This window comes from Caballeronia sp. dw_19 (assembly GCF_018449515.1).
Classification (GTDB): Bacteria; Pseudomonadota; Gammaproteobacteria; order Burkholderiales; family Burkholderiaceae; genus Caballeronia.
In genome coordinates this window covers 62,615-84,179 of the sequence record NZ_JAAVUQ010000034.1, presented here as the reverse complement: position 1 = coordinate 84,179, position 21,565 = coordinate 62,615, and the positions used below count along the sequence as shown (strand labels likewise).

The 21,565-nt window shown below is 60.5% G+C and carries 18 protein-coding genes and 1 pseudogene; 7 read left to right on the top strand and 12 right to left on the bottom strand.

The annotated features are described in order from the left end of the window. Nucleotides 1-216 precede the first annotated feature (216 nt). From pyk to HB376_RS31810, 4 genes are all read right to left on the bottom strand, one after another. Complete coding sequence (gene pyk / locus HB376_RS31825) at nucleotides 217-1,653, bottom strand: pyruvate kinase (protein WP_213767647.1); 1,437 nt, start codon at nucleotides 1,651-1,653, stop codon at nucleotides 217-219. Nucleotides 1,654-2,080: 427 nt separating this feature from the next. After that, nucleotides 2,081-3,271: a phosphoglycerate kinase gene (locus tag HB376_RS31820; protein WP_213767638.1), complete on the bottom strand. Its 1,191-nt coding sequence runs from the start codon at nucleotides 3,269-3,271 to the stop codon at nucleotides 2,081-2,083. Nucleotides 3,272-3,736: 465 nt separating this feature from the next. Beyond that, complete coding sequence (locus HB376_RS31815; RefSeq protein ID WP_213767637.1) at nucleotides 3,737-4,060, bottom strand: AzlD domain-containing protein; 324 nt, start codon at nucleotides 4,058-4,060, stop codon at nucleotides 3,737-3,739. Then, on the bottom strand, nucleotides 4,057-4,923 hold the full coding sequence (locus HB376_RS31810) for an AzlC family ABC transporter permease (RefSeq protein WP_213767636.1): 867 nt from the start codon (nucleotides 4,921-4,923) through the stop codon (nucleotides 4,057-4,059). The genes HB376_RS31815 and HB376_RS31810 overlap by 4 nt, the downstream gene beginning before the upstream one ends. A gap of 577 nt (nucleotides 4,924-5,500) precedes the next feature. Here HB376_RS31810 and HB376_RS31805 point away from each other — a divergent pair. The 7 genes from HB376_RS31805 to moaC all read left to right on the top strand — a co-directional run bounded on the left by HB376_RS31805 (nucleotide 5,501) and on the right by moaC (nucleotide 11,455). Then, entirely contained in the window at nucleotides 5,501-6,424 is a 924-nt protein-coding gene (locus tag HB376_RS31805) for a branched-chain amino acid transaminase (protein WP_213767635.1), read from the top strand. A gap of 138 nt (nucleotides 6,425-6,562) precedes the next feature. Further along, entirely contained in the window at nucleotides 6,563-6,757 is a 195-nt protein-coding gene (locus tag HB376_RS31800; RefSeq protein WP_047895834.1) for a zinc-finger domain-containing protein, read from the top strand. Nucleotides 6,758-7,031: 274 nt separating this feature from the next. Then, complete coding sequence (gene waaF, locus HB376_RS31795; RefSeq protein ID WP_213767634.1) at nucleotides 7,032-8,081, top strand: lipopolysaccharide heptosyltransferase II; 1,050 nt, start codon at nucleotides 7,032-7,034, stop codon at nucleotides 8,079-8,081. 303 nt (nucleotides 8,082-8,384) lie between these two features. Then, a complete protein-coding gene (locus HB376_RS31790; RefSeq protein WP_213767633.1) occupies nucleotides 8,385-8,831 on the top strand; it encodes a nuclear transport factor 2 family protein in 447 nt (148 codons plus the stop codon). A gap of 123 nt (nucleotides 8,832-8,954) precedes the next feature. Beyond that, nucleotides 8,955-10,265 carry an alpha/beta fold hydrolase gene (locus HB376_RS31780; RefSeq protein ID WP_255631665.1) on the top strand — a complete coding sequence of 437 codons (1,311 nt, stop codon included), beginning with the start codon at nucleotides 8,955-8,957 and terminating at the stop codon, nucleotides 10,263-10,265. Beyond that, nucleotides 10,258-10,872 (top strand): DUF2946 family protein, encoded by a 615-nt coding sequence (locus tag HB376_RS31775; protein ID WP_213767632.1) that lies wholly within the window; start codon nucleotides 10,258-10,260, stop codon nucleotides 10,870-10,872. Before HB376_RS31780 ends, HB376_RS31775 begins: the two co-directional genes overlap by 8 nt. A gap of 103 nt (nucleotides 10,873-10,975) precedes the next feature. Beyond that, complete coding sequence (moaC, locus tag HB376_RS31770; protein ID WP_213767631.1) at nucleotides 10,976-11,455, top strand: cyclic pyranopterin monophosphate synthase MoaC; 480 nt, start codon at nucleotides 10,976-10,978, stop codon at nucleotides 11,453-11,455. 207 nt (nucleotides 11,456-11,662) lie between these two features. Here the strand turns inward: moaC and HB376_RS31765 are convergent, their stop codons facing one another. The 8 genes and pseudogenes from HB376_RS31765 to recA form a co-directional block, all read right to left on the bottom strand. Continuing rightward, on the bottom strand, nucleotides 11,663-13,483 hold the full coding sequence (locus tag HB376_RS31765) for a Wzy polymerase domain-containing protein (protein WP_213767630.1): 1,821 nt from the start codon (nucleotides 13,481-13,483) through the stop codon (nucleotides 11,663-11,665). Between the two features lie 238 nt (nucleotides 13,484-13,721). Next, nucleotides 13,722-14,348 (bottom strand): pilin, encoded by a 627-nt coding sequence (locus tag HB376_RS31760; RefSeq protein ID WP_276572821.1) that lies wholly within the window; start codon nucleotides 14,346-14,348, stop codon nucleotides 13,722-13,724. A gap of 119 nt (nucleotides 14,349-14,467) precedes the next feature. Continuing rightward, nucleotides 14,468-15,178 (bottom strand): TerC family protein, encoded by a 711-nt coding sequence (locus HB376_RS31755; RefSeq protein ID WP_213767629.1) that lies wholly within the window; start codon nucleotides 15,176-15,178, stop codon nucleotides 14,468-14,470. Between the two features lie 153 nt (nucleotides 15,179-15,331). Next, the gene (gene sucD, locus HB376_RS31750; RefSeq protein ID WP_031359567.1) at nucleotides 15,332-16,213 is read right to left on the bottom strand and encodes a succinate--CoA ligase subunit alpha; all 882 of its coding nucleotides are present in this window, start codon (nucleotides 16,211-16,213) and stop codon (nucleotides 15,332-15,334) included. Nucleotides 16,214-16,350: 137 nt separating this feature from the next. Then, nucleotides 16,351-17,532: an ADP-forming succinate--CoA ligase subunit beta gene (gene sucC, locus HB376_RS31745; protein WP_346730616.1), complete on the bottom strand. Its 1,182-nt coding sequence runs from the start codon at nucleotides 17,530-17,532 to the stop codon at nucleotides 16,351-16,353. A 208-nt stretch (nucleotides 17,533-17,740) separates the two neighbouring features. Beyond that, a complete protein-coding gene (locus HB376_RS31740) occupies nucleotides 17,741-18,424 on the bottom strand; it encodes a DUF2889 domain-containing protein (protein ID WP_213767627.1) in 684 nt (227 codons plus the stop codon). Between the two features lie 209 nt (nucleotides 18,425-18,633). Next, nucleotides 18,634-19,107 (bottom strand): annotated as a pseudogene (recX, locus tag HB376_RS41820) (recombination regulator RecX); the annotation flags it as partial. A 1,175-nt stretch (nucleotides 19,108-20,282) separates the two neighbouring features. Further along, nucleotides 20,283-21,359: a recombinase RecA gene (recA, locus tag HB376_RS31730; RefSeq protein WP_213767626.1), complete on the bottom strand. Its 1,077-nt coding sequence runs from the start codon at nucleotides 21,357-21,359 to the stop codon at nucleotides 20,283-20,285. Nucleotides 21,360-21,565: the final 206 nt, after the last annotated feature.

Here is a 21,565-nt window from a genome sequence, read left to right as displayed (position 1 = left end):
CAGTGACAAAAAGTAAAAAAAAAAAAACCCGCCCCCCGCACACCCCCACCGCAAAAACCCCCCACCCCCCCACCCCCCCCACCCCCCCCCCCCCCCCCCCCCCCCCCCCCGACCCCCCCCCCCCCCCCCCCCAAACCCCCCCCGCCAGCATCCACCCCGAACCCGCCCCCCCAAAACCGTCCACCGGTGCGAACAAACCAACCACTGCGAACGAAATTAAAACGGATCTCCCACCCGCACGATCTTCATCGCGTTAGTCCCGCCGGCTTGCCCCATCGGTTCGCCAACAGTCAACACAACCATATCGCCGCGAGCGGCATACCCCTTCGACACCACCACCTCCAGCGCCTGCTGAAGCGCAACATCGCGATCGGTGTTCGTATCCAAGTGCAACGACGTCACATTCCGATACAGCGCCATCGTCCGCTCACTGCCAATCCGCGGCGTCAGCGCAAAAATGGGCACATGCGACCAATGCCGCGACATCCACAACGCCGTCGCGCCCGACTCGGTCAAAGCAACAATCGCCTTCGCCCCCAAGTGGTAAGCCGTGAACAACGCACCCATCGCAATGGATTGATCAATCCGCGTGAACGTGCGATCAAGGAAATCCTTGTCAAGCTCGCTCTGCTCAGACTTCTCGGCTTCGAGGCAAATGGCCGCCATTGTCTCGATGGTCGTCACCGGATACTTACCCGCCGCCGTCTCCGCCGACAACATCACCGCATCCGTCCCGTCCAGCACCGCATTCGCGACATCAGAAACTTCAGCACGGGTGGGCACCGGCGCATAGATCATCGACTCCATCATCTGCGTAGCCGTAATCACAAACTTGTTCGACTCGCGCGCCATCCGGATCATCCGCTTCTGCAACGCCGGCACAGCCGCATTACCCACTTCCACCGCGAGATCACCACGCGCCACCATGATGCCGTCCGACGCATCAAGAATGCCCTGCAATGCCGGAATGGCTTCCGCACGCTCGATCTTCGCGATCATCTTCGGCTTGATGCCATAAGGCGCGCCCGCGATGTTCGCCAGTTGCCGCGCCATCTCCATGTCCGTAGCGTTCTTCGGAAACGATACCGCCACAAAATCCGCACCAAGCGACATGGCCGTCTTGATGTCCTCCATGTCCTTCTCGGTCAACGCCGGCGCCGTCAGGCCGCCGCCCTGCCGGTTGATGCCCTTGTTATTCGAAAGATCACCGCCCACTTTCACCGTGGTATGGATCTCTTCGCCAATCACACGGACCACGTCGAGCACGATCAGCCCGTCGTTCAGCAACAGGATGTCGCCCGCCCGCAAGTCGCGCGGCAAATCCGGGTAATCCAGGCCAACACGTTCATCATTGCCCAGCTCACAACGCGCATCGAGGATGAACGAATTGCCCGCAATCAACGTGATCTTGCCGTTTTCAAACTTGCCCACGCGAATCTTCGGGCCTTGCAAATCAGCCATCAACGCCACTTCACGGCCGCATTGCTTGGCGGCGTCGCGAACGTATTGCGCGCGCTGGCGATGATCGTCGGCCGTGCCGTGCGAGAAGTTGAAACGGACCACGTCGAGACCGGCCTGCATCATTTGCAGCAGGATCTCAGGGGTGCTGGAAGCGGGGCCGATAGTGGCGACAATCTTTGTAGCGCGATGCATGGAATTCCTCGTCTGGGTGGTATCGCCTGAAACAGCGCTGCGAGTACGGTGTGCCGACGGGGATGAAGATGTCTCCGCCTGCGAACGCGCGCCGGTTCGAGCCGGCGTCGCTTTGTGATAGCTATTCGATATCTGTCCGGCGACCGGAATCAGCGACGCACTCGCGCCACCAATCATGACCGCGGTTTCCTTCCTTACTTCCCGCTTTAAATTCGAACCACGCCGGGCCGGCGCCGCAGCGGAACGCTTCGACTTGGCCGGTGCGCGAGCGGGGCCGGGGTCAGGTTTCACCCCGACCGCCACCCTCGATCCAATTTCGGCCGCCACTGATAAACCAGCGTCAGCAGCCAACTCTTCTTTATCTGCAGCAACTTCAGCAACTACGGACTCAGGACGATCGCTCTTCGACGTGGCTCGTTTCATGGGCTCAGGCCCGCGATTCGAGTACTTCGACCGCCGGCAACGTCTTGCCTTCCAAAAACTCCAGGAACGCGCCGCCGCCAGTCGATATATAGCTGATTTTGTCGTGGATGCCGTACTTCTGGATGGCCGCGAGCGTGTCGCCGCCACCTGCAATCGAGAACGCCGATGACTTCGCAATCGCATCCGCCAACGTCTTCGTGCCATTGCCGAACTGGTCGAATTCGAACACGCCAACCGGGCCGTTCCACACGATCGTGCCCGCCTTCTCCAACTGCGCGGCAAGCGCCTTGGCGGTGTCCGGGCCGATATCGAGAATCAGGTCGTCGTCCTGCACCTGGTCCACGGCTTTCGTTTCGGCCTTGGCAGTCGCGGCGAATTCCTTCGAGGTCACAACGTCGCTAGGAATGGGGACCGACGCCCCACGCGCCCGCGCTTCGCTGATGATGGTCTTGGCTTCATCGACGAGATCCTTCTCCGCCAGCGACTTGCCGATGTTCAACCCCGACGCGAGCATGAACGTATTGGCAATCCCGCCGCCCACGATCAACTGGTCCACTTTCTCGGCCAACGACTTCAGGATGGTCAGTTTCGTCGATACCTTCGATCCCGCGACAATGGCGACCAGCGGGCGCTTCGGCTCGCCGAGCGCCTTGCCCAATGCATCCAGTTCAGCGGCAAGCAGCGGACCGGCGCACGCCACGGGTGCGTATTTCGCAATGCCATGCGTGGTCGCTTCCGCACGATGCGCGGTGCCGAACGCGTCGTTCACGTAGATATCGCAGAGTTTGGCGAGCTTCTGTGACAACGCGTCGTCGTTCTTCTTCTCACCCTTGTTGCAGCGGCAGTTTTCGAGCAGCACGACCTGACCCGGCTGCACCTGCACGCCGTCAACCCAATCTGCGATCAGCGGCACATCGCGGCCAAGCAGTTCGCTAAGGCGCCTGGCCACGGGCGCAAGCGAGTCTTCAGGCTTGAACTGCCCTTCCGTCGGGCGGCCGAGATGGGACGTGACCATCACGGCGGCGCCCGCTGCCAGCGCTTGCTGAATGGCCGGCACCGAGGCGCGCACGCGGGTGTCTTCGGTGATGTTGCCCTGATCGTCCTGCGGGACGTTGAGGTCGGCTCGGATGAAAACACGTTTGCCGGACACTTTGCCTTCGGCGATCAGATCGGTGAAACGCAATACTTTCGTCATGGGAGTCAGCGGGTGAGCGAGTAATTGGAAAGCGGTTCGGGCGAGTTGAATCTGCGCGCCGTGGATTTATGCCAGCGGGCTCACACAGGTCGCTACGGGGAAATTGAAGTGCTCAAAACCATCCCGGCGATAAGTCGGCGTGCGCGCAACATCGCAAGGCGACCAGCACCAAGCGGAGGATTCGAACAGGTAAGGGACAATAAAACGAGGCGTGCCGCGCCTTTCGCCGGCGACCTGGATACCCAGGCGACGAGGCGTTGCAGCAGAGAATGGAGCGAGTGAAGCTGGTGTGCGGTGACTGCCGGATACACGTTTCGACCTCATTCGATACGACAGCGAGATCACCATTTTAACCGATACCCATGCCCGTCCGACGCAGGAAACGCAAATCCCCAGGATTCGGGATCGGCGAGTTTGCGATGGCTTGGATGACGCACCGCATGACGCACCGCAGCAAAACCAGCGTCAAGCGAACAGCCGCAACACCGTGAAGACAATCATGCCGACGACAATCGTCCCCAGCATGCCGCGGCGCCAGAGAAACCAGGCGAGACCGCACAGGGAAGCGTAAAGCGCGTGATTCGAGAAAGAGATCGACAGGCCGGTCGGCGTAGTCAGAAGGTCGGGCACGACGACCGCAACCAGCGCCGCAGCCGGCGCGTAGCGCAGCGCGCGCTGCACGCGCTCCGGCAGGATCATGCGCTCGCCGCCCATCAGGAACAGCGCGCGCGTGATGCCCGTGATCAGCGCCATGCCGGCTATGGCCAGCCAGACTTGCGCGGCGCTCATCGGACGCTCCGGGCGCCCTTGGGGCCGACCGGTGATTTGTCGAGATCGGATGGCTGGATATCGAATGAAGGATCGAATGACGGGTTCAATGGCTCGGCGTCGGTGAGACAGGGCGCGGAGTTTTCCACACGCCTTGGCGCGCCGCTGGTTTGGCGGCCCAGCTTCTCCGCCATAACATCGACAAACGTTCCGGCGAGCAGGGCCGCCGCCACGGCCAGCGGTAATGAAAGCCGGTACGGCAGGTCCAGCGCAATCAACGCGATCACGCTCGCCACGCCAACGGCCGCCAGCGTCGAGCGCGTGGCGATAGCCGAGACAATCAGCGGAATCAGCGCAAGCGTGCCGGCGAGTTCGAGGCCCCAGTTATCGGGGAAAAGGCTCGCGAGCAGAATTCCCACTATGGATGACACTTGCCACGAGGACCAGCTCGTCGCCGCCATGCCCCAGAAAAACGCCTCCTTGCCGGGCTGATAGCCGGTTGGGAAATTACGCTTCTGGAACATCAGGTAAATGATGTCGCCATTGAAATAACCGAGCACCAGCCGGCGGCGCAACGGCAAATAGGCGAAATGAGGCGCAAGCCCTGCGCTGAAAATGACGAACCGCAAGTTGACCATGGCAGCGGTCAGAAGGATGGTCCAGAGCGGCAGCTTCGCGGCGAACAACGGCAGCACGGCCAGTTGCGACGATCCGGCATAGGCCGCGAGCGACATCCCGAGTGCCTGCGGCACGGTCAGCACGGACTTGGCCATCGCAATGCCGGTGACGAGACCCCACGAGAACGTGGCCGGAACCGCCGGAGAGAGGGTTTTGACGCCATCGAGAAACGCGCGTCGGTTGAGGTCTGACAGCCGGTCGAACATGGAGATGGGTGCGAGTCGCGGTGTGCTTGTGCGGTTGAGCGGCGGATCCAACGGATGCGGCGAAGAACGGGCAGCCGGCCGGATGATTGCCGCAGACCGAGCCTGAATCGCTGTCTAAAACAACCAAAAACACAACCCAAAACACGACCAGAAACCGCCGCGCCGGGCCTTGAATCACGCCCAGTCTGACGCTCGATCGAGCCAACCGATCCGAACGGCGGGCTTTCGTGCGTTTCCTCACGGTTTGCTTTCGAACCGCAACGTTGACTGCACCCTGAGCACATCGCGTGACGATGAAAGGCAAATTATAGCGTCGTGAAAGGCGCCAAATGGCCGACAGCGCCCATTTTTTAATCGAAAAGACGCTAAAATGACGGTCTTTGGTCGCCCAGCCGCTTGCCGGTTTTGCGCTGAAATCCCATGCCGCGCGTGCTGTTTCCGAACAGGCGCCACGGACCGGAACAAGGCGCAGAAGGCTCGTCGTCATCGTCATGCCGGTTAATCGGACGACGAAATACGCTGGCGCAAACGGGCGACCCATTCAATATCTGCAACACTACTCGCCAGGAGAAATCGTATGTCAATGGCCGACCGCGACGGCAAGATCTGGATGGATGGCAAGCTGATCGACTGGCGCGACGCCAACATCCACGTGCTCACCCACACGCTGCACTACGGCATGGGCGTTTTTGAAGGCGTGCGCGCCTACAAAACCGGCAACGGCACGTCGATCTTCCGCCTGAAAGACCACACCAAGCGCCTGCTCAACTCCGCCAAGATCTTCCAGATGGAAGTGCCGTTCGACCACGCAACGCTCGAAGCCGCGCAACTCGAAGTGGTCGGCGTGAACAAGCTGGAATCGTGCTACATCCGGCCGATCATCTGGGTGGGATCGGAGAAACTGGGGGTATCGGCGAAAGGCAACACCATTCACGTGGCAATCGCCGCGTGGCCGTGGGGCGCCTACCTCGGCGACGACGGCATTGCGAAGGGCATCCGCGTGAAGACGTCATCGTTCACGCGCCATCATGTGAATGTCGCCATGGTCCGCGCGAAGGCGTCAGGCTGGTACGTGAATTCGATTCTCGCGAATCAGGAAGCCATCACCGACGGTTACGACGAAGCACTGCTGCTCGACGTCGACGGCTACGTCTCCGAAGGCTCCGGCGAAAACTTCTTCCTCGTGAACAACGGCAAGCTGTACACGCCGGACCTGGCTTCGTGCCTGGACGGGATCACGCGCGACACGGTCATCACGCTCGCACGCGACTTCGGCATTCAGGTGATCGAAAAGCGCATCACCCGCGACGAGGTCTACACCTGCGACGAAGCGTTTTTCACCGGCACCGCCGCCGAAGTCACGCCGATCCGCGAGTTGGACAATCGCACCATCGGCGAAGGCAAGCGTGGTCCGATCACGGAAAAGCTGCAAAGCGCTTTCTTCGATATCGTGAGCGGCAAGAACGAAAAGTACGCCGATTGGCTTGCGCAGGTTAAGTAACGCAACGAAGTAACTTAACGCGCAATCCGACACATGACGTGCGGCGGTGAGGCGGGTTTTCAGGGTTTCCGGGTTTGAATTCCGGACTCGAAAGGCCCGATTCACCGCGTCCCCAGACTAGAACGAACGAGATTCCTCATGAGCGAACTGAAGGAAATGCCGCTGGTCCAGTTGTCGGCGAAAGATGTGCCGGCGTTTTGCCCGAACCCCAACATGCCACGCTGGAGCACGCATCCGCGTGTTTTCCTCGATATTTCCCACGGCGAAGCACGTTGCCCGTATTGCGGCACGCGCTACAAGCTGAAAGACGGCGAAACGATCAAGGGTCATTGAATCTTCGTCTTCGCGAAGACCAAGCGGCGTGCGGTTTGAACCGCGCCGCCCGCCTGGTCTCCGCGGCCACTAGCAATGCTGTGCCGCAATCAGCCATGCTGCTGCCGATCCCGTTGAACACAACGCTCCGGCCGCACTCCATGTTTTGAAAGAACGCACAACACCGCGCCCCTACGCCGGACACGCTGGATGCCGGGCGCCCTCACCCCATTGCCACAACGCGCCCGCCCACATGGTGTGAGCTGCGTTATTTTTGAGACTGGAACTTACATAGATGCGTCGCGCGTTGGTTATCGCACCGAACTGGATTGGTGACGCATTGATGGCGCAGCCGCTGTTTTCGCTGCTGAAGAAGTTGCATCCGCGCATTGTCATCGATGCTGTTGCGCCCACCTGGGTCGCGCCCGTGCTGGAACGCATGCCCGAGATCCACGACGTCTACGCCACCGATCTCGCCCACGGCAAGCTGCAAATGCTGCGTCGCTGGCAACTCGCGAGCGATCTGCGCGACGTGGGTTACGACGCCGCGTACGTGTTGCCGAACTCGTTCAAGTCGGCGCTGATTCCGTGGATGGCGGGCGTCAATCTGCGGGTCGGCTATACGGGCGAAAGCCGTTATGGCCTGCTGAACGTGCGGCACGCGAATCCGGCCAAGGGTCAACGTCCGCCCATGGTGGGCCAGTACGCCGCCCTCGCCTATGCGCCGGGCGCGAAGTTGCCGTGGCTGCAGGAAAACGCCACGGTTCCCATGCCGGTACCACGACTCGATGCCGACCTGAACGAAGCGGCGCGCGTTTCCACCCGCTTTAATCTCGATACCCGCGCGCCGCTCGTCGTGTTTTGTCCGGGTGCGGAATACGGTCCGGCAAAACGCTGGCCGCCGGAGCATTTCGCGGCGCTCGCGCAGTTCATCGCCCAGTCGTTTCCGTATGCGCGGATTGTCGCGCTCGGGTCGCCCAAAGATTCGCCCATCGCACAGGCCATTGCCGATCGTGCGCCGAACGTGCGTAACCTGTGCGGGCAAACGTCGCTCGGCGAAGCCTGCGCACTGATCTCACGAGCCAGCGCCGTGGTCACCAACGATTCCGGCCTGATGCACGTGGCCGCCGCGCTGCGCCGCCCGCTGGTGGCCGTGTTCGGCTCGACCGACCCGCGCCACACACCGCCACTCTCCGATCTCGCAAAGGTACAATGGCTGCACCTCGAATGCAGTCCGTGCTTTGCCCGCGAGTGTCCGCTGGGTCATTTGAACTGTTTGCGTGAACTCGGCGCCGAGCAGGTTTTCGGCGATCTACGCGGCATGTTGATGATGCAGCGTCATTAAAACGGGTTGGGCTGAAGCGGCTTCGGCGCCATGGCTCATGCTGATCGAGCAAGCCTGGGCCGCCGCTTCAGCTTCAAAGACTGCTTCATGACTTCGTCAGGGCAGCCGTCTGCCACGTCATGATCACCGGCGCCGTGACCGCGTCCTGCCGATTCCCAATCGGTGGAACGTTTGCGGTGTCCGTGGTTCCTGACATGCCAATGTCCCTAAGCCGGGGCATGCTTTTGAAACTTGACCGAACCGTGGCGCTCACTGTCCGAGAACATCCGGCGCCATGCATCGACCGTTAGAGACCCACTAGCCATGCCACGTTTTGCCCGCCTATTCGAAGCCGCCGCCGATACCCTCAACGCCTATTACCAGGCTGTCGCGGAGAGCAATATCGACAGCATCATGGCGCTCTGGATCGACGAGGAATTCGCCACCTTCATTTGTGCGGACGGCTCGCATCTGAGCGGCCTGGACAGCATTCGCGCGGGCCTTTCGACGCAACTGGGGAACCGGCCAGTCACGGTCGAGCCGCTCGATATCCGCGTATACGACAGTCTCGGCACCGTGGTCTACGCCATCGCCGAAGCGCATCAGCCCGCCGAACCGGGCAGCTCACCCACCATGGTGTTCAGCACCTATGTGATGGTCCACGAACGTGGCGAATGGCGCATTGCACATGTCCACGCTAGTGCGATGCCAGACGAAGCCGCAGGACAAATTGCTGCAAAAATGCGACATGGACAAGGTCCGCTGCATTGACATCGGTTTTGCGGGTACGCTGGGCAGGGTAGCCGGCGTCCGCGGTTCGACGATTGCCTGGCCAGACTGATCGGCAGACCGTCGCCATCCGTTCGCATCCTGCATCCTGTTTGAAGACGCGCCATGAAACGCGATCACGCTCATCTCCTTCCTAACGCTCCGGCGCTGGATGCCTCGTCTGCGCTTGAGCGGACCGCTTCGGCCGCTCTCGACGCAGTGAGCCAAACAACGCTTGAGCCATTGGCCGAATGGCTGTATCGAGCGCCACGATGGCTGCCCACCGCGCACGCGCAAACTATCGTGCCGGCGTTGTTCGCACAGCGGCCGGCGGTGAAATACCGGCGGGAACGATGGACAACCCCGGACGGCGATTTCATCGATCTCGACTGGCTGGCTTATGACGTCGATGGTGAAGGTAGCAAACACGCTCATTCCAGTGCTGCCACCGCGAACGCCTCGCCTCCTGTTGCACCGCGCGAGCTTCGAAACGCAGTCGCCACATCGTTCGATGAAACCGCGCCCTTGCACGATGGTGCTGGCCGCGACACGGCAGCGGCGCGAGGGACGAATCCCCCTCCCGACCCGGCCGCACCGCTTTTTGTCTTGTTCCACGGACTTGAAGGCAGCTCGGACTCGCACTATGCACGCGTGCTGATGGCCGAAGCGAAGGCGCGCGGCTGGTTCGGCGTCGTGCCGCATTTCCGCAGTTGCGGCGGCTCGATGAATCTCCTGCCGCGCTTCTACCATCTCGCCGATAGCGCCGAAGTCGACTGGGTCCTGCGTCGGTTAAAGGCGCAACATGCCGGGCCGGTGATCGCGGCGGGGGTATCGCTGGGCGGCAACGTTTTGCTGCGATGGTTGTGCGAGCAGGAACAGGATGCGGCCGCCATTCTCGATGCCGCCGCCGCGATCTCCGCACCGCTTGACGTCCACGCCGGCGGTCACGCGATATCGCAGGGTTTCGGCATGGTCTACACGCGCAGCTTTCTCAAGACGCTCAAGCGCAAGGCACTGGCGAAACTCGACCAGTATCCGGGCCTGTTCGACCGCGACGCCATGCTCGCGGCCCGCACCATGCACGCCTTCGATAACGCCGTGACCGCGCCGGTCCACGGTTTCCGCGATACCGACGATTATTGGACCCGTGCCACCACGCGGCCCTATTTGCCGCGCATCGCGATTCCAACGCTGCTTCTGAACGCCCGCAACGATCCGTTCCTGCCTGGGCGGGTGTTGCCGTCGGCGACAGAAGTTTCCGCGGCCGTGACGCTCGATCAACCCGCGCATGGTGGGCACGTCGGGTTTATGACCGGGCCGTTTCCGGGGCGGATCGACTGGTTGTCGCAGCGGGTGTTCGGCTATTTGCAAACCTATGTGCGTCCCGTGGATCAGGTTCATCACGTGGCACACCAAACGGATTCCGAGCATGGATGAGATTGTCAAACAGGCGCTGGCCAAATGGCCCAACGTCCCGCATTGCACCGGCTGGCTGCTGCTTGATCGCCGCGGCCAGTGGCGCATGCGCGACGACGCCACGCAGGCGGCCGGTCTTCCCGGCGATATCATCCGGCACGACGCGTTGCTGGGCTTCATCAACCGCAATTACGCCGCCGATGCCGACGGTCAGTGGTTCTTTCAAAACGGCCCGCAGCGCGTGTATGTGGAATTGGGCTACACGCCGTGGATCGTGCGGCTGAGTGAAATTGACGACGCGCTGGATGGCGCGACGGCCGGCGCGCTGCGGCTGACCGATCACGCGGGTGGGCGGTTTGAGCCGACGGCGGTTTGGCTCGACGATGAAGGCGGCGTGCTGTTTTCAGATGGCGCCGATGCGTCGGATGCTCTCCGTACTCCGCGCGTCGCTGCGTTGCACGATCACGATCTCGATCTGTTTTCCACACACGCCGATCTCGATGATAACGGCGGCGTATTCCATTTCGCGGCTGGCCTCGACCTGACGTTGGGGCGTATCGATCGAGCCGATGTGCCGGGCAAGTTTGGCTTTGTCACCAGCCCGGCGGCGAAAGCGGCGGCCTTGTAAAGCGAAAGCGAAAATACCTTGAAAGGCTTATCGTAGGGGCGTGTGCGCGCCTGAATCACCCGTGCGCCGCTGTTATGATGAGCGCCCGTTGCAAGGAGAGGTTATGTCCGGACTTACACATTTCGATGCTTCTGGCGAAGCGCACATGGTCGATGTCGGCGACAAAAGCGAGACGCGCCGCGTAGCCATCGCGCGCGGCTCGATCGTCATGCTGCCGGCCACGCTTGCGTTGATCCGCGACGGCAAGGCTAAAAAAGGCGATGTACTCGGCGTCGCGCGAATCGCAGCGATTCAGGGCGCGAAACGCACCTCCGATCTGATTCCGTTGTGCCATCCGCTGGCATTGACGCGGGTGGCGGTGGATTTTTCCATCGATGAAAACCTGCCCGGCGTATTTTGCGAAGTACGTGTTGAAACGGTCGGGCGCACAGGCGTGGAGATGGAAGCGCTGACCGCCGTTCAGGTGGGATTGCTGACGGTTTATGACATGTGCAAAGCGGTGGATCGTGGGATGACGATCACTGATGTGAAGGTGCTGGAGAAGCACGGCGGGAAATCGGGGGATTGGGTGGCGGGGAGTTGATCACGGGCGCCTGAATATGGTCGCGTGCACAGATCCTTGGTCAATCGCTATCGCTGCCTGATAACCCGCATTGGAAACCGACAATGCTTAGCTGAGAAAAAGGCAGTTCCAACTTTCACGTCGGAACTGCCTTTGTTTTTAGCCGCAATCGATCTCTTCGACTTCAAGACTCTCGGCCGCAGCGAGGCCCGCGATCAAACCGCTGTCTCAATCATCGTCGTCATCACTATCATCGTCAGTAGTCGACGGCGTAGGCACGCCATACTTCTTCATCAGCTCGGCCTTGAACCCGGCCAGCGGCTTACCTTGATCGTCAAGTAACTGATAAACATCCGACAGTTGTTGCGGCCAGTCGTGCAGCTCAGTGGAGAATATCTTCAACCGGGCGATGGTATCGAGCGCGTCCTGCGACTGTCCGGCCAGCGCCTGTAACACCGCATAGCGCCTCAACACAGTTTCCCCCGGCAACAACGCCAGCGCCTGACGATGCATCACGAGCTTGGTGGCGAGGTCCTGGCTGTTCATCGGCAGCAACGTCGCGGCGCCATACTCACCCCAGGCGCCAAACAAAAACGACGGATCCGCACGATACTGCTCAGCCGGCTGCGAACCGTAATAGAGCACTTCCGAGCGGTTGTAATCGCGCAAGATGGGATACAGCGAAGCGAGCCCCAGCACCACCAGCACAACATACACCCCATAGGAAAACGACCGCGAGACCCACCGCAACGGCCGCGTCTCCAGCAAGCCAAAAATCAGCATCGCGGGCATCAGATAGAACATGTACTGCTGCGGATACTCGACCAGCGCATGCATCATCAGCACGCCCAGCAGCGACAGCGCGAAGATCCGCGCAGGCGTATGCGGTGCACGCAGCACTCGCACAAGCCAGCACACCACGCTGAACAACACGATCGCCATGCCGAGCAGACCGGTTTTCGCCAGCACGTCGATAAAGATATCGTGCGAATTGTTCGCGATCTCCACCCCGCCAAGCTCACGCACGAACTCGAACTGATGCAGCGGGAACTCCCCCCAGCCAACACCCAGCAACGGATGCGTCAGGAACATGGTCCAGCCGTACTTCCAGAGCGCAAGCCGCGGCGCGATCTGGTTCGCGTCCTGCATCCGCTCCGCCGCCGATTGGCCAAGTTCGAGCTGAAAACGCAAGTTCGCCCAGCGAATGGCTGCGTTCACCGCGAAGAACAACACGAGCAGCACGATCGGAATCAGCCACGCTCGCGTTTTGCTGCGAGCGGCGCGGCTGTCAGGACCATCCGGATCGTCTGCCACGGTCGAACGGCCCTGAATGAAGGCCATCCAGAATCCCGCGAGCACGATCACGCCCATCTGCAACCACGGTCCCCGCGACACGGTCAACGCGAGGCCTGCTGAAAATATTGCGGAGAGGATGAGCCATATGATCACCGGCAGGCGTCGGGTTTGCACCAAATACAGCGCACCCGCCGTCGCGAACGCAATGTACGTGGCAAGGTGATTCGCCTGCGCCATGTTGCCGAACGGCCGCCGTTCAATCGCAACGTTGTAGGCCACCACGAACGGCGAAAACTTCGCCTCCATATGGAACAACTGCACGACCTGACAGAACACGGCGAACAGGCCACCGACGATCAACGCCGCCGCGCCCCAGCGCAACGCCTTCTCGCCCAGACCTGCGCGCACGAAGCCATAACCCGTATGCACCGCGATAAACGATGCCAGCAAATAGCCGCCGCCAAGCCAGTTCATCGACGGCTGCGACACCGGCAAAACCACCGTCTGCGCCACGAGCAGCAAACCGAGCACAAGCGGCATCAACGCGATGACCGGCGTCGCGAACGGCACACGTGGTTCGGACAAACGCACGGTCAACGCCATTCCCCCGCCAAGCATCAGGAACAGCGCAAGCGCGCTGAACTCGGCATAGAAGGTCGGAATGGGATAGGTGTGGTTGACGACCGAGAACGGGATCGTCAGTGCCAGACAGAGGACAGCAAGAGAAAGATAGCGCGCGATGTTTGAAGGCATGTGGGGTCGGGAACGTCGGCAACCGGCGCACTATACAAAAAATTACCCTTGCTGTGCGGTACCTGGCATGAAATGCGCCGAAATCACCGCCATTCCTGAAAATTCCGTGGTGGTTTAGGCGAAACATCGAGGCTGTCCGCAATCCGCGTGCTCGCTCACACGCGTCATGGCGACGATGCACCGCGATTACGGTTTCATGCGGACAGCCTTTCAGCTTCGCTCAGTGCCTTTCGACTCGCTACGTCCGGCATTCCGGCGGTGCGAGATTAGGCGGTAATGTTGGTGCTTCCGAGGGTGACGGTCCCGCGCCCGGCGCCGGCAAGGAGGACGCCGTTTTCGTGGCGGCGAAACATTCCCACGTGATCGATCCGGCCTGAACCGAACCCTTCGTCAGAACGGTACGTGCCGTCGGCGTTTCGGCGTTGTCCGGGGTTGACGGCACAAGCACGAGCGTATTCGATCCTGCCGGTGCCACACGCGTGGAAAACGCGATGGTGACTTGCCCATTGGTATCGTCGACGTGAATCGACTCGACGTTCCGGGTCCCCGGCGGCGACGAATATCCCCCGCCCAGGTCAGAGCCGCTCGCGGCATTTTCCGCCACCGCCAACCGTGCCGATGATGCCAGCGACAAGCCCTCGCCCACCCGGCTGCGCGCCAGATAATCCTGATAAGCCGGAATGGCGTACGCCGCGACCACGCCGACAATCGCGAGCACGATCATCAACTCGATCAGCGTGAAGCCCATCCCGAAACGCTTTATCTTGCCGCGCGTAATCAGCCTTCGAAACCACGCTTTGCTACTACTCGCGTCACTACCCGCTTCATCTACCCTGCACACCGCTGCTGTTATTGCTGCTGCCATCGCTGAACTCCCAAAAAGACGAAGCGCCTGGTTGCGTGATGCAATCCAGACGCTTAGATCTTATTGAGCGCTAGCCGGTCTCAACAGTCAGCCAGACGGCCAACGGTCGAACCCGAAAATCAATGCGCGGCTTTCGATTCCGCCGCGAGCACGCGCCGCCGAAAATACCAGCCGAAGGCCAGCACCAGCACGGCCCCCGCCACGTGCGCCGTGTACTCAGCGCCCAGCACGTTCAACGCCGGCCAGCGATCGAAGAACGGATCGTCGATCATCAATCCGCCTGCGATCCACCCGAGCAAACCCGCGCCGAGCGCAATGACGATCGGGAATTTGTCGAGCAGCTTCAGCACCAGCGTACTGCCCCACACGATCAGCGGGATGCTCACCAGCAAGCCGAAGATAACCAGCGCCAACCGATGCTGCGGATCGGCAGCTTCGGCCGCACCTGCCACGGCAATCACGTTGTCGAGACTCATCACGGCATCGGCCACGATGATTGTCTTGATGGCGGCCCAAAGCTGGTCGGTCGGCTTGATATTCGGGTCGCTGTGATCCGGCATCATCAACTTCACGCCGATCCACAGCAACATCAGGCCGCCAGCGAACTTGAGGAACGGGATATCGAGCAGCAGCACGGCAAATGAGATCAGCGCGACCCGCAGCACGATCGCCCCGAGCGTACCCAGCAGCACGCCGCGCGTGCGTTGCTGCGGCGGCAGATTCCTGCAGGCGAGCGCAATGACGACGGCGTTGTCGCCGCCAAGGAGGATATCGATAACGATAATCTGTAGAACAGCGCCCCAATGGAGCGTGGCGAAGAATTCGAGCATGAAGGAACCGATGAACGACAGCGACAGAAAGTACGCGCAATAAAAAAGCGGGGAAGCCTTGGCTCCCCCGCTTTTAGAACCGACGTTTTACGAAAGGCTTACGCAAGCATACCGCAGCCCTGCGTTTTCTGTCGATCGGCCGTTCCTTAACCGTTACAGCATCGCCTTCAACAGACGCGCCATTTCCGACGGGTTCTTCGTGACGGTGATACCGCATGCTTCCATAATTTCCAGCTTGGCATCGGCCGTGTCCGCGCCGCCCGAAATCAGCGCGCCCGCGTGACCCATGCGCTTGCCGGCCGGAGCCGTGACGCCCGCGATAAAGCCAACCACCGGCTTCTTCATGTTGTCCTTGATCCAGTAAGCGGCGTTCGCTTCGTCCGGGCCACCGATCTCGCCGATCATGATCACGGCGTCCGTGTCGGGATCGTCGTTGAACATCTTCATGACGTCGATGTGCTTCAGACCGTTGATCGGATCGCCGCCAATACCCACTGCCGACGACTGGCCAAGGCCAATAGCCGTCAACTGACCGACTGCTTCGTACGTGAGCGTGCCCGAACGCGACACCACGCCGATACGGCCCTTACGGTGGATATGACCCGGCATGATGCCGATCTTCAGTTCGTCCGGCGTGATCGTGCCCGGGCAATTCGGTCCGAGCAGCAGCGTCTTGCGATTTTCGCGACGCATACGGTCCTTGATCTCGAGCATGTCGCGCACGGGAATGCCTTCCGTGATGCAGATGGCGAGATCCAGGTCAGCTTCGACCGCTTCCCAGATTGCAGCAGCGGCGCCAGCCGGCGGCACGTAGATCACCGAAACGGTTGCACCCGTTTCAGCCTTCGCTTCCGCGACGCTTGCGTAGATGGGGATGCCTTCGAAATCTTCGCCGGCGCGCTTCGGGTTCACGCCCGCCACGTACGCTTCACGGCCATTCGCATACTCGCGGCAAGCGCGGGTGTGGAACTGACCGGTCTTGCCGGTAATACCCTGGGTAATGACCTTGGTGTCTTTGTTGATCAGAATCGACATAGTGTGACCTCTGTTCGTCGACGTCGCCTTTCGCCTGCGCACCTTGTTTCAAGGCGCGGCGGGCGGGAAGGCGCCGCCTTTCGTATCTGGTGGAACGCTCGTAATCCGGTGTCTGGTTTAACAACCAACAACCCGGATTACTTGCCCTCGGCTGCTGCGACGACCTTCTGCGCAGCTTCTTCCATGCTGTCGGCCGCGATGATCGGCAAGCCTGAATCCGCCAGCATCTTCTTGCCGAGATCTTCGTTCGTGCCCTTCATGCGCACGACCAGAGGCACCTTCAGCGACACGGCCTTCGACGCTTCGATCACGCCTTCCGCGATCACATCGCAGCGCATGATGCCGCCGAAGATGTTCACGAGGATTGCCTTGAGATTCGGGTTCTTCAACATGATCTTGAAGGCTTCCGTGACCTTCTCGGTCGTAGCGCCGCCGCCCACGTCGAGGAAGTTGGCCGGCTCGCCGCCGAACAGCTTGATCGTGTCCATGGTCGCCATTGCCAGACCGGCGCCGTTCACCAGGCAGCCGATGTTGCCATCGAGCGAGATGTAGGCCAGGTCGAACTTCGACGCTTCCACTTCAGCCGGATCTTCTTCGTCGATATCGCGGTACGCGACGATGTCCGGGTGACGGAACAGCGCGTTGGCGTCGAAGTTGAACTTGGCGTCCAGTGCGATGACCTTGCCGTCGCCAGTGACGATCAGCGGGTTGATTTCCGCCAGCGATGCGTCCGTTTCCCAGAATGCCTTGTACAGGCCTTGCAGGATCGTGCGAGCTTGCGGGATCGAGCCTTCCGGAATGCCGATCTTGCGCGAGAGGTCGTCGGCGTCTTTGTCGAGCAGACCCGTCGACGGCTCGACGGCGAACTTGTGCAGCAGTTCCGGCGTCTTTTCCGCGACTTCTTCAATGTCCATGCCGCCTTCGCTCGATGCCATCACCACGACTTTTTGCGTGATACGGTCGAGCACGAGGCCGATGTACAGTTCCTTCTTGATGTCCGCGCCTTCTTCGATCAGCAGGCGGTTCACCTTTTGGCCTTCAGGGCCGGTCTGGTGCGTGACGAGCTGCATGCCAAGGATCTGGTTCGAATATTCGCGAACCTGTTCCAGGGTCTTTGCAACCTTCACGCCGCCGCCCTTACCGCGACCGCCAGCGTGAATCTGAGCCTTGACGACCCATACCGGGCCGCCCAGCTCTTCAGCGGCCTTGACCGCATCGTCCACCGAGAACACGGGCTTGCCGCGCGGGACCGCGACGCCGAACTTCCGCAGGATTTCCTTTCCCTGGTACTCGTGAATCTTCATGCGTGATTCCTTCAGTCTGAGAGTTGGATTGAACTTCGATTACGTGGATTAAGGGGTTGCTTGGAATGCTTGAATTACTTCGATTACCTGAATTACCTGAATTACGTTGAGCGTTGCTTCCGACGTCAAAAGTATCCCCGTCCGGAGTCATGCTGATGTTTCCTGGTCGGCCAGTTCTGGGAACCTGCTCTTGCTAAATTCGAATAGTGTCGACTAATTCCGATTAATTTCGCTGAGCCGGCTCCACTTCGCTTCCGGCCTTTTGGGAGTTGTCCTGATCCACTATCCGGTCTGCCGCGCCACGGGGCGCGTGGCCGAACCAGCGCGGATAATATTGCCGAACGGCTTCACCGTCGAAACGCAACGCGTTGCAACGGCCAAGCTGGAATGGGGGTTTGTCGGTTTCTGCTGCTTTGTTTGCCGCTGTGCTTGCTGAACTATCCGATGCTTTGCCGGGCGCGCCGCCTTTTTCGGTATTCCACACTTCGCCGGCGAATGCCTGGATGGCGGCTGTGGGCAACACGGCGCAAAGTTCAGTGATGTGCGTGCAACCGGTCGTTCCGGCCAGCAAACGGCTGGATTCCCGACGGAAATTTTGCACAAGATTGAGGCCGATGAGCGCGCGGTAAGCGGGGTTCGATGCTGCGCACAGCCCGGCATACGGAGACCACTCGGAAGCCGCTTCGGCGTCGACGATGGTGAACGTGCGGTCGATAGTGATGCGCAGCCAGAGTTCATGGATCGGCAGGCCTTGAGGCCGGACGCCCGACGCGAGTTTGACGTCGCGCGGCTTTTCATCGGTTAGACAGGCTTCGATATCCCACAAGCCATCTTCACGCTCAAACGCTTCCAATCGAATCGCGCGGCGATGGCGCAACTGTCGGGAAACGGGCGGAGAAAGCGGCATGTGCAGAGGAAGGCCGGAATGGGAAAACGCCAAAATTTTACCATACTGGGCATTTTCAGCCGGACCGAGTTGCCGCGGGGGAGCTTGAGGGGCAATGCGGAGACTTGTGCGGCGGTTTGTTTCGCGTTTGTTTCGATAGGGCCGCGCGCGGTGGGGGATTTCGCTCAGCGCCGGGGTTGGGGTCGTAGCGCCAAAATTTCCGCCGGCGCCTATTCGTCGATATCGATAAATTCGTCGTCGCCAGCTTTCAGCACTTTCACGATCGTCCCGCCGTTGAATCCCCGCGTGGCGAGAAAGCGCGCTTGTTTCGCACGTTCGGCCGGCGTCGTCGGCGGTTCGCCGAATTTCTTGCTCCAGACCTCGCGAGCACGAGTGAGTTCGGTTTTCTTCAACTCGGCGCCAGCGTCCTGAATCAACGTTTCGTCGATACCGTTGCGCTTCAGTTCATGAACGATCCGGCTTGTGCCAAGACGAGTGCCCCGCCGATGAACAACGCTCTCCACAAATCGCTCATTCGACAACCACCCTTCTTGTTCAAGCGCGTCGAGCAAGGTATCGAGAGAATCGCCTTCGCCGAGATGCGGCGTCAGCTTGCGCGACAATTCAGTGCGGCTATGTTCACGGCGCGATAAATAACCCAGCGCACGACCGCGTAACGATAATTGCGGCCCCTTTCGCTTGGAATCGCCCGTTGCCGATGACTTTCCGCGTCCGGTAGAGCCGCGCGAATAAACCGGTTCGGCGTTTTGGCTTTCGCTAACTGCATCCGCTGCAGATGGCACGCACTGTTCGAAGGACTCGAATGGATCGGCTACGTCGATGCCTGTTTCTCGCTCGACGCCCGGAGAAATAACCGGGGGTTTCGATTGCGATTTCCGGGCAGCTTTTGCCGGAGCGGCCTGTGATTGAACAACTGACTGTGTCTGCTCCAGGACCGCCCGAGCGCGCTTTAAGCGTTCCTCGGCATCGACCGCGTCCAATCCAGTTGCCGAATCAGGCTGCGCGGGTTCAAATTGTTGCTGGTCGACTTGCGGCGCAACCGCAATATCGGCGATTTTGGCGCTGTTCTCATCAGCGAGTTTTGCCGGCTTCGGCGAATTGCGACGACTGGTTTGTCGATCGGTGGATCGTTCGAAAACATCGTCGCCATCAGCGGGCTTAGGTGAAGATTTTCCACGCGAGGCCGGACTAGCCGCTTTGCGCCCCGACAACCCGCCACGTCCAAATTTGTTGCGATCACTCGATCGCTCGTATTCAGCCGGGGCCTCTGCCGACGCACTCTTCAAAGATGACCGCGCCGCCCCCCCACCGCCGAACGATCCACGCTTCGGATACGCACGATCACTCGACCGTTCGAATATCGGCTCGCTGTCCTGCTGTGTGGTTTCACCCGCTTCCTGCAGACTCGCGGCGATCGCCTCAGCCTTGCTGCTGCCAGACGACAAGCTTGAGCCACCCGACCGTCCAAAGCTGCTTTTCCTGGCGAAGCTACTGTTACCGCTACTGCTACTCCCAGCACTCTTGCCGCTGGAAAACCCGCCACCCTTATTAAACCCACCGCTTCCGCTCTTCTCGCCGGAAACTCCACCGCCCTTCGAGAAGCTGTTTCCAAACGAACGACGCGCCGGAGCAGATCCCTCCACACCGACGCGTTCGCCTGCTGCTGCGCGGTATCGATCGCTGCTTCGTTCGTAGCGGTCGACTCCTTCCTCGGCGCTGAGACTTTCGTCTTCGTCGCTTATGGACTTCGAGCCGTCCGGATCTTCCTTTACGCCCTGCTCCGCGTCACGATTTGAATCGCGACCGGTCTTCGATCCGAACCGGCTCTTGCTGCGCATCATCTTTTACCGCCTAAAACTCATTCTTCTTCATCCGCCACTTCGGCAACACCCGGAGCGATTGCGTCGGCCATTGCATTGACGCCCAGCGACTCGCGAATTCGATTTTCGATTTCACGCGCCATTTCAGGATTCTCACGCAGGAATTCGCGTGCGTTGTCCTTACCCTGGCCAATCCGTTCGCCGTTATAGCTGTACCAGGCACCCGCTTTATCGACGAGCTTGGCTTGCACGCCCAAGTCGATGATTTCGCCCTGACGCGAAATACCTTCGCCGTAGAGGATGTCGAAGATGGCTTCGCGGAACGGCGGCGCAACCTTGTTCTTCACCACCTTCACGCGGGTTTCGTTGCCGATCACTTCGTCATTCTTCTTGATCGAACCGATACGGCGAATATCCAGGCGCACCGACGCGTAGAACTTCAGCGCGTTACCACCCGTGGTGGTTTCCGGATTACCGAACATCACACCAATCTTCATGCGGATCTGGTTGATGAAAATCACCAGGCAGTTCGTACGCTTGATCGTGCCGGTCAGCTTGCGCAGCGCCTGCGACATCAAACGTGCTTGCAAACCAGGCAGCGAATCGCCCATTTCGCCTTCGATTTCAGCCTTCGGCACCAGTGCCGCGACCGAGTCGATCACGATCATGTCGATGGAACCCGAGCGCACGAGTGCATCGCAGATTTCCAGCGCCTGCTCGCCCGTGTCCGGCTGCGAGATCAGCAGGTCCGACGGACTCACGCCAAGCTTTTGCGCGTAACCGATGTCGAGCGCGTGTTCCGCGTCAATAAACGCTGCCGTGCCGCCGACCTTCTGCATCTCCGCAATCACTTGCAGCGCCAGCGTGGTCTTGCCCGACGATTCCGGACCGTAGATTTCCACCACGCGTCCACGCGGCAAGCCGCCGACGCCCAATGCAATATCCAGTCCGAGCGAACCGGTCGACACCACTTGAATGTCTTCAATGGCTTCGCCAGCGCCGAGCCGCATGATCGACCCCTTGCCGAATTGCTTCTCGATCTGCGCGAGCGCGACGGCCAGCGCCTTGCTCTTCTCCGCAGACATCCCGCCCGGGCCTTTCTTGCTATCTTCCATGAATCGTCCTTTGCTATGATGAACGGCGTCTGGCGCATGCCCTTGGGAGTTTTTCCCCTGCTGGGCGCACTGCTGCAGACACTGTATAAAAAAACAGGTGTTTTTGCAAGTCCGATCGGAGCGCGTAGTTTCAGCGCCACGTTCGGCCCATGCGGGACACCACTACACCTGGAGACCGCCGCGCCGGGCGAATTGCGGTGCCGGCA